This window comes from Wolbachia endosymbiont (group A) of Hylaeus communis (assembly GCF_947251915.1).
Taxonomy (GTDB): Bacteria; Pseudomonadota; Alphaproteobacteria; order Rickettsiales; family Anaplasmataceae; genus Wolbachia; species Wolbachia pipientis.
The window spans coordinates 638,474-650,682 of sequence record NZ_OX366396.1 but is presented as its reverse complement, the minus strand read 5'-3'; the positions used below and the strand labels follow the sequence as shown (position 1 = coordinate 650,682).

14 protein-coding genes are annotated in these 12,209 nt (G+C 35.0%); 3 read left to right on the top strand and 11 right to left on the bottom strand.

From position 1 onward, the window contains the following. Window positions 1-55: 55 nt before the first annotated feature. Window positions 56-915, bottom strand: a protein-coding gene (locus OPR52_RS03330; RefSeq protein WP_265037751.1) for an IS630 family transposase whose coding sequence is annotated in 2 segments (ribosomal slippage) — window positions 56-591 and window positions 591-915 — 861 coding nt in all. Because the reading frame shifts where the segments join, the coding sequence is not laid out codon by codon here. A gap of 446 nt (window positions 916-1,361) precedes the next feature. Here OPR52_RS03330 and OPR52_RS03325 point away from each other — a divergent pair. Continuing rightward, window positions 1,362-2,221, top strand: a protein-coding gene (locus tag OPR52_RS03325) for an IS630 family transposase (RefSeq protein ID WP_265037751.1) whose coding sequence is annotated in 2 segments (ribosomal slippage) — window positions 1,362-1,686 and window positions 1,686-2,221 — 861 coding nt in all. Because the reading frame shifts where the segments join, the coding sequence is not laid out codon by codon here. 30 nt (window positions 2,222-2,251) lie between these two features. Here OPR52_RS03325 and OPR52_RS03320 read toward each other — a convergent pair. Together OPR52_RS03320 and OPR52_RS03315 are read right to left on the bottom strand one after the other, a co-directional pair. After that, complete coding sequence (locus OPR52_RS03320) at window positions 2,252-2,554, bottom strand: transposase (protein ID WP_264722809.1); 303 nt, start codon at window positions 2,552-2,554, stop codon at window positions 2,252-2,254. 142 nt (window positions 2,555-2,696) lie between these two features. After that, entirely contained in the window at window positions 2,697-4,217 is a 1,521-nt protein-coding gene (locus OPR52_RS03315; RefSeq protein ID WP_264722810.1) for an HlyD family type I secretion periplasmic adaptor subunit, read from the bottom strand. 266 nt (window positions 4,218-4,483) lie between these two features. On the opposite strand from OPR52_RS03315, the gene fabG reads away from it, so the two are divergent. Continuing rightward, a complete protein-coding gene (gene fabG / locus OPR52_RS03310) occupies window positions 4,484-5,218 on the top strand; it encodes a 3-oxoacyl-[acyl-carrier-protein] reductase (RefSeq protein WP_265038424.1) in 735 nt (244 codons plus the stop codon). Window positions 5,219-5,312: 94 nt separating this feature from the next. Then, entirely contained in the window at window positions 5,313-5,642 is a 330-nt protein-coding gene (locus OPR52_RS03305; RefSeq protein WP_155968336.1) for a TrbC/VirB2 family protein, read from the top strand. A gap of 27 nt (window positions 5,643-5,669) precedes the next feature. On the opposite strand, the gene OPR52_RS03300 is transcribed toward OPR52_RS03305, so the two are convergent. The 8 genes from OPR52_RS03300 to OPR52_RS03265 form a co-directional block, all read right to left on the bottom strand. Beyond that, on the bottom strand, window positions 5,670-6,950 hold the full coding sequence (locus OPR52_RS03300; protein ID WP_265038423.1) for a M48 family metalloprotease: 1,281 nt from the start codon (window positions 6,948-6,950) through the stop codon (window positions 5,670-5,672). 71 nt (window positions 6,951-7,021) lie between these two features. After that, window positions 7,022-7,666, bottom strand: a complete 645-nt coding sequence (ribB, locus tag OPR52_RS03295) for a 3,4-dihydroxy-2-butanone-4-phosphate synthase (protein WP_007549343.1) — start codon at window positions 7,664-7,666, stop codon at window positions 7,022-7,024. Window positions 7,667-7,672: 6 nt separating this feature from the next. Next, window positions 7,673-8,167 (bottom strand): transcription elongation factor GreA, encoded by a 495-nt coding sequence (greA, locus tag OPR52_RS03290; RefSeq protein ID WP_007549342.1) that lies wholly within the window; start codon window positions 8,165-8,167, stop codon window positions 7,673-7,675. A 9-nt stretch (window positions 8,168-8,176) separates the two neighbouring features. Beyond that, on the bottom strand, window positions 8,177-9,718 hold the full coding sequence (gene atpA / locus OPR52_RS03285; RefSeq protein ID WP_012673176.1) for a F0F1 ATP synthase subunit alpha: 1,542 nt from the start codon (window positions 9,716-9,718) through the stop codon (window positions 8,177-8,179). Then, a complete protein-coding gene (atpH, locus tag OPR52_RS03280; protein WP_010962742.1) occupies window positions 9,715-10,275 on the bottom strand; it encodes an ATP synthase F1 subunit delta in 561 nt (186 codons plus the stop codon). The genes atpA and atpH overlap by 4 nt, the downstream gene beginning before the upstream one ends. Window positions 10,276-10,316: 41 nt before the next feature. Continuing rightward, entirely contained in the window at window positions 10,317-10,667 is a 351-nt protein-coding gene (locus OPR52_RS03275) for a YraN family protein (protein WP_012673177.1), read from the bottom strand. Window positions 10,668-10,690: 23 nt separating this feature from the next. Next, the gene (gene rplQ, locus OPR52_RS03270; RefSeq protein WP_007550873.1) at window positions 10,691-11,119 is read right to left on the bottom strand and encodes a 50S ribosomal protein L17; all 429 of its coding nucleotides are present in this window, start codon (window positions 11,117-11,119) and stop codon (window positions 10,691-10,693) included. A 7-nt stretch (window positions 11,120-11,126) separates the two neighbouring features. Continuing rightward, entirely contained in the window at window positions 11,127-12,194 is a 1,068-nt protein-coding gene (locus OPR52_RS03265; RefSeq protein ID WP_265038422.1) for a DNA-directed RNA polymerase subunit alpha, read from the bottom strand. Between the last annotated feature and the right edge of the window lie 15 nt (window positions 12,195-12,209).

The following is a 12,209-nucleotide window of genomic DNA, read 5'->3' as shown; positions in this document are numbered from 1 at the left end:
TTTTACTTGTTTCCGGACAACCTCTTATAGCATTTCTCATAATAGTCCGAACAGGTCATAGGAAGGCAGAATCAACAGCACGACGAAAGGATTCGAATAGAGGAATGTTTTTCCTGGCTCTGTTTTTTATAGCAAACCAATGATGCTCAATTTTGTTGAAATCTGGAGAATAAGGCGGCAGATACAAAATTTCTGCACCAACCCCTTTAGCAAGCTCGATAATCTTATCAGACTTATGAAAAGTAGCATTGTCAAGAATGACAGTCTGTCCAGGTTCCAAGATCGGTGTCAAAAATTGCTCAAACCATCCATTAAAAACATCCATATTACAGTGGCCTTCAAAGGTTAACGGAACAACTATCTTTCTTCCACTTAAGGCTGCAACCATACTGATTCGTTGAGTTTTCTTTCCAGATTTTAAGGCATAAAACCGCTGTCCTTTCTGGCAATATCCGTAGGGGTAGTCTTCGGTGTTATCAATGCCAGACTCATCTATATACACTAAGTTTTTAGGTTCTTTTGTCGCTATAATTTTCAAAAATTCAGCACGTTTTTCTTCGTTTCTTTCCTTGTATCCATATGTCTTTTTTTGCGCGTAAATTCAATTTTTTTAAGGGCTCGATAGATCGTTTGGATACTAACGTTGTTCCAAAGTTTAGCCATTTCCGATAGAGTCTTTCCTCCGTGTTCTCTGGCAAATTTGGCAAAGGTATCCCAGTCGGTAATTTTGTGATTGTAACCCCCATTTCCAAGTTTTTTTGATTGAAAGTCTCCTGTTTCTTTTCTTCTTTGCTGCCACTCCCATAAAGTAGTTCGTCCAATCTTAAATCTTGCTGCCACTGTTTCTCTGCTTTCTCCTTCGTCTAGCGCTTCCATTGCTTTTTTTCTTAAATCATAACTATATGCTGCTGGCATTCAACCTCCTTATCATCATCTACCCTTATCCTATCACATCCGGACTTTTATGGAAAGAGCTATATATGTGTCGAGTTGGGTAAAGTTGAAGGAGGTTCTTAAATGAGCAACTATTAATTTGGTAGTGTATAACATTAATAAATTTAAACGATGCAACCATTTCCAGCAACAAAAAACAGCTAGCGTGAGAACAATTTTTTTTTGGAATGGGTAGGTCTTGCAGCACACTACCCCTAGATTTTTCACTTTTTCATATAGCTTAAACAAACTTTTTCTAACTCATTCATGTTTGTACTTTAACATATTTAATAATTGAAACGACGTCTATGAGTCACATATCGCCCATACCACCAGACTTTGGGAATGCACATCAAGCCGATAGTATAGCTCTTTCCATAAAAGTCCGGATGTGATAGGATAAGGGTAGATGATGATAAGGAGGTTGAATGCCAGCAGCATATAGTTATGATTTAAGAAAAAAAGCAATGGAAGCGCTAGACGAAGGAGAAAGCAGAGAAACAGTGGCAGCAAGATTTAAGATTGGACGAACTACTTTATGGGAGTGGCAGCAAAGAAGAAAAGAAACAGGAGACTTTCAATCAAAAAAACTTGGAAATGGGGGTTACAATCACAAAATTACCGACTGGGATACCTTTGCCAAATTTGCCAGAGAACACGGAGGAAAGACTCTATCGGAAATGGCTAAACTTTGGAACAACGTTAGTATCCAAACGATCTATCGAGCCCTTAAAAAAATTGAATTTACGCGCAAAAAAAGACATATGGATACAAGGAAAGAAACGAAGAAAAACGTGCTGAATTTTTGAAAATTATAGCGACAAAAGAACCTAAAAACTTAGTGTATATAGATGAGTCTGGCATTGATAACACCGAAGACTACCCCTACGGATATTGCCAGAAAGGACAGCGGTTTTATGCCTTAAAATCTGGAAAGAAAACTCAACGAATCAGTATGGTTGCAGCCTTAAGTGGAAGAAAGATAGTTGTTCCGTTAACCTTTGAAGGCCACTGTAATATGGATGTTTTTAATGGATGGTTTGAGCAATTTTTGACACCGATCTTGGAACCTGGACAGACTGTCATTCTTGACAATGCTACTTTTCATAAGTCTGATAAGATTATCGAGCTTGCTAAAGGGGTTGGTGCAGAAATTTTGTATCTGCCGCCTTATTCTCCAGATTTCAACAAAATTGAGCATCATTGGTTTGCTATAAAAAACAGAGCCAGGAAAAACATTCCTCTATTCGAATCCTTTCGTCGTGCTGTTGATTCTGCCTTCCTATGACCTGTTCGGACTATTATGAGAAATGCTATACTATATAAAAAAATATTTTACTCTTTTTGACTGGCCAGGGCTTTTTTTAAAATGTCTCTTTCCCTTGTTACTCTTGTTTTGTAAATCAAACCTCTCTTTGTCGTAAGGAGCCATGTTACCTCTACCTGGAAATGCATCTGCTGCCGACTTTTTTTCGTTGTGTTTCTTTATCCATTTTCCTAATAAACCACCCTTTATTCCTAAATCCTTTGCTATTTTTGTAATTGTTTGACCTGCCTTTCTTTGTTCATTTGCCAGCTTAACAGCTTCCAATTTGAATTCTGCCGTATATTCTCTTGCCATTTCTAATCCTCCAAAATTTTATTTTACCCGAAAAAACTCCTTTCTTTCTCTCCACTTTTTCTGGGTAAGGTCAAGAAGCCTATTGTCTAATTATGTACCTAAATTTTATTACGGCACTTTCACTACTACTTTAACGAGTGAGCTACCTTTCTATAAAAGACCTATCGACTGTTGCAATTATAGGCGTAAACAAGAATGATAAAAGAGTACGAGATTGAGTAACTATGTACACTTCTGCTGGCATACCAGGGTATAGGTATACGTTTTTAAACTGAGCAAGCTCTGGTTTTGGTATCACTACACGTACTGAATAATAACGCCCTAGCCTTGGATCATCAAGGGCATCGGGAGAAATATTGCTTACTATACCATTAATTAAACTTAAACGACGTGCACTGTAAGCACTTAAACGAACTTTAACCTTTAGCCCTTCTAGCCCATCAATAGAGACTATGTTGCTATCTTTCTTTTGTGCTGACAGTATCTCTTCTATGTTTCTGGTCTGAATTTTAGCATCTATTATTAGGTCATCATCCGATGGCACTACGCTCATGATCGGAACTCCAGATTGTATAACACCACCTTCAGTATGGTATCTTATATCTGTGACTATCCCATCTTGAGGCGATTTAATTATTGTACGTGCTAATGAATCTTCAGCAACCATCAGTCTCTCTTTCAAGTCTGCAATAGACGTACTAACTTCCTTAAGTTCAGCGTTTGCTCTTTCTTGAGAATCATTTCTCACGTTTATAATTTCTAATTCGTTCTCTCCAATTTTTTGCTGCACTTGAGATATTGCAGAACGGTAATGTCCAACTCTGCCTTCAATTTCAGCAAACTGCTTTTCTAAAGCTAAAATGTGTGGTTTGCTTATATGGCCACTATCAAGTAATTGTCTTTTTGTTTCCAACTCCTCAGTTATCAAGTCATATTGCTTATGAGCTGCATTTAGTTGAAAGTTTAGCCCCGCTAATTCATCATTTAACTGCTTTATACGTTGTTGCAGTATGTCTGTTTTTCCCAATATGCTCTTTCTCTGAGAGTTGAACAACTTTACTTGATTCTTTATCGCTTTATTTACAAGTTCATCGTGAGATAATTTTTTAACCTCATCAGGAAACTCGAGCGTGTCCAAATCTACTCTGATTGCAAGAAGCCTTGCTTCTGTTGCTAAAAATGATAAGAGCTTCTCTTTGATGATACTTAAATTCGCCTTCTCGTTAACATCACTCAACAAAACTAGAGGCTCATCTTTTTTAACTGCTTGACCCTCTTTTACTAAAATTTTGCTTATTATTCCTCCGCCCAAGTGTTGAACTATTTTTCTATTTGAAGATACAATAACTTCTCCACTTGCATGCACCGCACCGTCAATTGGAGCTATAGCCGACCAAATACCACCTATCCCAAAAAAGATAAGTATTACTACCAGACCAAAAAATAGTGGTCCCCATGTTACTCTCAGAACTTCATTTACGTTATTACTTTCGCGTTTTAAAATAAAATTTATCACTGCATCAATCAATGCGAACGTCTTATCCAAAAACTTTGGGTACTTCTTCTTTTTATTTTTTGCTCCTTGCATATTTATATTATCACTATGGCCAATCAAGCCTGTCAAAGAAAATCCAGTGCTAAGCTTTTTTAACTTACTGATCATAATACTACTGTGAATTTGTGTTAACTCAAGATAACACACAAAAACAAAGAATCTATAATTTAAGCATTCCATTTAGACTGTAGAGCACCAGAATAAACTATTTAGTAACAATTCCTGCATCAACTATGTTTTTAAAATTTTTTGACGTTTAACCTTATTATAACTTTTTCTTTATTTTGTGAATATCTGAGTTACTTATATTATGTAAGAAATCTATTGCCAACCAGTCAATATTCTGTTAGGAATTAAGATAATATAAAGTTATTATGTTTGGATTGGAAAGCAGAAAGTTCCTGATCACTGGCGCATCAGGCGGAATAGGGCAAGCAATTGTAAAAATTATGCACAAAGCCGGAGCAACTTTATGTATTTCTGGCACAAAAAAAGAAGTGCTCGGAGAAGTTGCTAAACAATATGAAAAAAACATGCATGTACTCCCTTGTGATTTATCAAATGCTGAGGAAGTAAATCAACTAGTAAACAGAGCAAGTGAGTTGATGGAAGGCTTTGACGGGCTTGTATGCAACGCGGGCATTACGCAAGACAGTTTATTATTGAGAATGACAGATGAAACATGGCAAAAAGTAATTGATATTAACTTGAGTTCTACATTTAAGCTGAGTAGAGAAGCATGCAGGAAACTAATTAAGAATAATTGGGGAAGAATTATAAATATTTCCTCAATAATAGGGCTGACAGGAAACGCCGGGCAAGCAAATTATGCAGCGTCTAAAGCTGGAATAATAGCTATGAGCAAATCTATAGCAAAAGAAGTTGCAAGTCGTAATATAACAGTAAATTGTATTGCTCCTGGATTTATAGATACTAAAATGACTGAAGTTTTAAATGAAGGACAAAAGGGAAAAATATTAGATAATATTCCAATGAAAAGAATGGGAACAGGGGAAGAAATAGCAGCAGGGGTCTTGTTTTTAGCAAGTGATGAAGCAAAATATATAACAGGGCATGTGCTCAATATTAATGGTGGGTTATTTATGTAGCAACACTTATGTATGGACAAATTATAATTTTTACTTTAAAATAAAAAATGTGTAGGTTTAGGTTTACGTTAATTTATTACTTAGAGGCAAAAAAATGAGCTCTATAATGGAATTTTTTAGTGTTTTTTGCGTAGTATTGCTTTTCTCTTTCTCAGGTTATGCAGCTGACCCTGATATGGATGACACAACTAAAGTAATATGCAATATTATTGGTTATGTTTGGGGGATAGGCGGTCCACTTATGACGGTAGTAATAATTGGTGCAGCTTTGCTTGCAATATTTGGCAGGATGCCGTGGCCAGCCCTCTTTGCTCTTGGCATGTTCTGTGGTGTATTTTTTGGCGCTAAAACTATCATAACGAAAATTATGCCCAACGTAAGCGATGAAGCAAAAACTATGTTGGAAAAGTGTGGACAAAAATAATCCAAAAAGTGCAGAAATGCTTTTTTGTTATCCATTAAACCGCTTCATATCTTCAATTTGCAACAAGTAAGGGCTATTCTTTGGTAGAGTTTTAACAGCTAACTCAGCGTATTTCATAAATTGCTTTGAATTACCTTCAATACAAGCCTTTTTTGTCAAAGCAAAATAATGCATTGCCGTATCAGCGTCACATTTATATGCAATGCTTAAATATTTCCAGACAAAAGCGTTATTTGGTTCTACATTCAAAATCTGCTCCAGGTAAAAAATCGCCTTTTTTGCATCACCGTGTAATAATAAAGTATGAGATAATGCAAGTTTCACTAAATAACTGTTTTTCTCAGATAAATACCTAAGCAATTCTTCATACATTTTTATTGCTTCACTTAAGTTTCCAGCTTTGTATAGCATTTCTGCTTTTAATTCATATAGGTATGGGTCATTGCGTGACTCTTGAATCAATGAATTCATTTTAGCAATAGCCTCTTCTATCTTTCCTTGCCTATAGCAAACTATAGCATTTACATACTCAGAATTATTTTCATATTTATTAGATAACACATGAATAGGAGCAAAGAAAGAGTCTAGCTTGGCAACCACACGCTCAAACTTTAGTAACTTATCCGCAAAAATTGGTTTTACGTTGTTTTTAACCTTATAATTTTGTACAGCAAATATACGTTTCTCACTAAGTGGGTGAGTGCGGAAATATTCCTCGGTGTTCTCATGCTCAATACTTTTAAAATAATCAAAAATCTCTTTCATACCTGAATTATCATAGCCAGATTCATCAAGATACCTTAAAGCATAGCTATCTGCTACACTTTCTTGCTCTTGAGAATAGTTAAAAAATAGCCTTGAACTAAACGCTACACCACTAAGCAAAATTGCACCAGCAACCTGAGGGTTAATGATAATACTAGAAACTAATCCTACCATATAACTAATCATTGCTATCGATTGAAAATAACCCATAGCACTACTCATTTGCAATATATGACCAGCAGATATGTGAGCAATCTCATGTGCTAATATACCAAGCAGGACATAAGGTTTAGCCGAATATTGTAAAAGTCCTAAATGAATGAAAATACTGTTATTGTTAATTACAAAAGCATTAATCGAATTGTCATTAATTATAAAAACTTTTATTTGCTCATGATCAATATCCGCAGCAGAAAATAAAGGTTGCGCTAGCTCTTTCACTATTGCTTCCACTTCACTATCTCTAATAATGTTAATAGAGTAAGCATTATTACAATATGCAAAAAAGAACAATAAGGTCAAAAACTTAGCAACTCTAAACATGAAAATTCTGTGCTTGTATAATTTATAGAAATTCTATATTTTAACACTTAAATTATACAAATTTATAAACGCTAGTTTAAATTTTTAACGTAACTGATAAGTTTGTCGATGGTAGTTAACTTAATTTTATGTTGTTCAGCAAATTTAAGTAACTGAGGTAAGCGCATCATAGAGCCATCATCATTCACTAATTCACAAATAACTGCTGAATGATCAAACCCTACTAACTTCGCCATTTCAACACTCGCTTCAGTATGACCAGCACGTTGTGCCACCCCACCTTTATGTGCAATTACAGGAAAAACATGACCTGGAGTTATGATGTCATCCTGAGTACCATCCTTGTTGATAGCAGCATGTATAGTTTTCGTTCTATCCTCTGCTGAAACACCGGTTGTAATGCCATAACGTGCATCAATTGATGTAGTAAATGCGGTATGATTTTCACCAATATTTTTCTTTTCCATGAAATTAAGGCCCAACCTTTTCATGTGAAATTTAGTCATTGCTAAGCAAACAACCCCTGTACCGTACCTAACCATAAAAGCCATATGTTCCGGCTTTATTTTCTCAGCTAAGACAATCAAATCGCCTTCATTTTCTCTATTTTCATCATCAACTAAAATGAATAATTTACCGGAACGAGCATCCTCTAATACATCTTCCACAGAAGAAATACCTGGTAGACTCATTGAAGCATAAGTGGCCTGTACCATAATAATTTACTTAAATTCAATCTTAACTATTTTATACAATTTCTCTCCATTTGGCACTGTCACTTCCACATATTCACCGACTTTTTTGCCGATTAAGGCACTCCCAAGTGGTGAACTAGTAGATATTAACTGCTTTGAAACATCAGCTTCATATTCGCCTACAACCTTATAAACATATTCCACTTCACCGTTATTATCACTTAACATGCTTAATGTCACAGTTGCACCAAACATTACTGAATCACCAGACAAATTTTTTACTTCTATTACTTCCGCATGTGAGAGCTTACTTTCTATCTCCATTATACGGCCTTCAATAAAACCTAACCTTTCCCGTGCTGCATGATACTCTGCGTTTTCAGACAAATCACCTTGATCACGAGCATCAGAAATAGCCTGTATCACAGAAGGTTTTTCTTCCTTTAATTTTTCAAGTTCGGCTTGCATATTCTCAAAACCTTCCCTCGTCATAGGAAATTTATTAATAATGGATGAAGCCATAATCACCACCTAAACGCAATTAAATTGAGTAACGAAATTACTCACAATGTTAAAAATATCACCTTTTATATCATCACTCATGTCATTTGACAACTTTTTTAAAACCCCAGGGTGTACAGTATGAAAATAATTAATAAGATCATGTTCAAATTTATTAATGTAACTTATTTGTATTTTACTTAACTGATTATATAGGTTAGAAAAAATATACATCAGCACTACTTGCTCTTCTATTGACATAGGTAAATGTTGTTTTTGCTTTAATAACTCGACAAGATATTTACCCTTATTCAAGGATAATTGAACACTAGCATCAAGATCAGAACCAAATTTTGCAAAATCTTCTAATTCTCTATACTGAGCTAAGCTTAGCTTTATAGAACCAGCAACTTTCTTCACAGACTTTAGTTGTGCAGCAGAACCAACCCGTGAAACTGACAAACCTATATTTACTGCAGGTCGAAATCCTTTATAAAATAATTCAGACTCAAGAAAGATCTGCCCATCGGTAATTGAAATAACATTTGTTGGCACATATGCAGATACATCACCAGCTTGAGTTTCGACAATTGGCAAAGCAGTTAAAGAACCCTGCCCTTTTTTATCAGACATTTTAGCAGCTCTTTCAAGCAAGCGAGAATGTACATAGAATATATCTCCAGGGTAAGCTTCACGACCAGGAGGACGTCTGAGCAATAAAGACATCTGCCTATATGCCACAGCATGCTTAGATAAATCATCATATATAATCAAACAATGCATTCCATTGTCACGGAAAAATTCCCCAATAGTGCAACCAGCATAAGGTGCTAAAAATTGCATAGGCGCGCAGTCAGATGCACTAGCCACAACTACAGTTGTATACTCTAATGCTCCGCTTTCTTTCAGCTTATTTACCACTTTTGCTACTGTTGAAATTTTTTGCCCAATAGCAACATAAACACAGTAAACTTTTTGATTTTCGTTTACCTCATCGTTAATCTTCTTCTGATTGATAATAGTATCAAGCGCAATAGTAGTTTTACCAATTTGTCTATCACCAATAATTAATTCACGCTGCCCTCTACCTATTGGAATTAGCAAATCTATAATTTTAATTCCTGTTTGCAGTGGCTCATGCACAGACTTACGATCAATAATGCCTGGCGCTTTAGATTCTATATCCATTCTGTTTTTGGCTCTAATTTCCCCACCGTCGTCCATAGGATGGCCCAACGCATTTACAACTCTCCCTAACAATTCATGCCCTACAGGCACCTGCACAACATCACCACTACATTTTACAACGTCCCCTTCTTTCACATCACGGTCATTACCAAGCACAACTATTCCAGCCGTATCATGATCTAAATCGAGAACTATTCCTTCTACACCACTTGCAAAAAATACCTTTTCACCGAATTTTGCTTTTTCCAGCCCATAAACCAATGCGATACCATCTGTTACTGAAATTACTTCACCTATATTTTCCCGCTTTATAGGATTATCAAACGTCTCAACCTTTTCTCTTATTATACTTGCTATCTCAGAAACATTCATACTGTTCTTCATACAAAATTCCTTACTTTTAATATTTCCATTTTACTTAAGTCAACTAACCTATCCAAGTAACTTTTTAGCGAAGCATCGATCAAATTAAAACCATACCTAACTACGAAGCCACCTAGTATAGAAGGGTCAACCACATTGCTTACTTTTATTATTTTACCAAGAAAGCTCAAAGATTCAGTAATTATTTTTATATCAGATTCCTTTAAAGTTTCTGCTGACTTTATAGTAATTTCGAATTCATTTTCATTTTCTCTTGCAAGACTTAAGAATTTTTCTAATATAAGGATCAATAAACTAGAGCGTTTATTTGCAAATATAACCATAATAAATTTTACTAAATTCTCACTCAAGTGCTCATTTATAGAAAGCATCACTTCTTTTTTGTGTGCAAAAGAAATCATAGGATGAGATAGGTACACAAAAACATCACGTTGATCCTTAAAAAAAGCCAACAAAAATTCTACTTCTTTCCTTATAATACCTAACCTGCTTCCTGAGACATGAAATAGCACTCTAGCGTAAGATGAAACTAAATTATTGTATTGGGTCTTTTTCATATTAAATCCAGTAAATCTAAATTAATTCAGCTACAAATCTTTCATTCTTCAATCCAAGCATTTTTTATATAAACAGGTCTTCTCTTTAAGGAAAGAAAATATAAATCATATCTGACTGAATAATCTAAAAAACTAAGGTTTTTACTTAAGAAATACTTAGAAGAATTTATAATAGACTGACATTGAAGATGAGATATCGGTATTTCTTTTCCAAGTAAACTTGTTTTAACTTCTATAAAAATCAGCTCCTTTTTTTTAGATACAATTAAGTCAATTTCACCGAACTTACAACGGTAACGGCGTTTTATAACATTATACCATTTCAGTTTTAAATATACTAAAACTAATAACTCGCCAAAGTAACCTACAAAGTAGCGTAACCTACTTACCACAAGAAGAACAACTATGATAACAATTAACTTTGTGTAACTACTTTGCCTCCTTCTTTATTTTTACTATAAACCTTACCTCTTGCTGCAATATCCCTATCAACCAGTTCTATCACTGCCATTGAAGCGCAATCACCCTTTCGAGTGCTAAATTTTATTATTCTAGAATACCCACCTTTACGATCTTGATAACGGCTGGCTAAGACGTTTAATAACTTATCAACTGCTAACTTACTATTATGAAGGCGTGAAAGCAAAAGTCTTCTACCATGTAAAGTATTCTTATTCTTAGCAATTGTAATAAACTTTTCGACATATGGACGAAGTTCCTTAGCTTTTGGTAAAGTAGTTACAATCTGCTCATGGTTAATTAATGAGATAGATAGATTCTTTAACGTCGATAATCTATGTTCAGTACAACGAGATAGTTTACGTTTTTTTATTCCATGTTTCATATATCACCTAATCTTCATCAGTATGTTGTTTAGCCAACTCATCTATATCCTTAGGTGGCCAGTTTAGCACATTCATACCCAAAGACAAGCCAAAATTAGTCAAAATTGCCTTAATCTCATTCAAAGACTTTCTGCCAAAATTAGCAGTTCTTAACATTTCACCTTCTGTCTTTTGCACAAGATCACCTATATAAGTGATGTTTTCGTTTTTCAGACAGTTATGAGACCTGACAGATAATTCCATTTCATCTACCTTACGCAATAAGACAGGGTCATAACCCAAATCTTTAGCACCACTAGACGAAGAAACCTGCGATTTTTTATAACTTACATCAGAACTAATAAAGGGCTGAAGTTGCTCCTGTAATATTCTTGCAGCAGAGTCAACAGCTTGACTCGGAGAAATTGTACCATCAGTTTCAATTGACAATATCAGCTTATCCTTATCAGTCACTTGGCCAACACGACTGTTCTCTACCCTGTACGAAACCCTGTTGACAGGGCTATACAAAGCATTAACTGGAATAAAACCAATTAAATCCTGTTCACTCATAAGCTTCAAAAGTTCGTTTTCTTTATACTTAATTACAGGAAGATAACCTTTTCCGCTAGCCACATATATGGTCATGTTAAGCTCTACATTTTGCCCCAGCGTACATATTAATAAATCCTTATTAACAATAGAGCATTGATCATCAGTTTCTATCATCCCAGCTAATACCTGGCAAGGCCCTTTAGCGTTTAAATTTAAGTATTTATTAGAAGCACCATTTAATTTACACCTCAACATACCCATATTTAATACTATATCAGTTACGTCTTCTCTCACCCCTTGAATTGAAGTGAACTCATGAGTTACACCTTCAATTTTTATTCCATAAACAGCACTACCTTTAAGAGAAGATAACATTACACGTCTTAATGCATTACCTAATGTTAAAGCAAAACCACTTTCCAACGGTTCTAGCACTATATCACTTTTTTCACTTGAATCATCTGATATTACCTTAACTGAACTAGGTTTAATCAATTTATCTAAATTGCTACAGAGAGAAACATCATTATTATAATACATAAAACAACCTTTTCA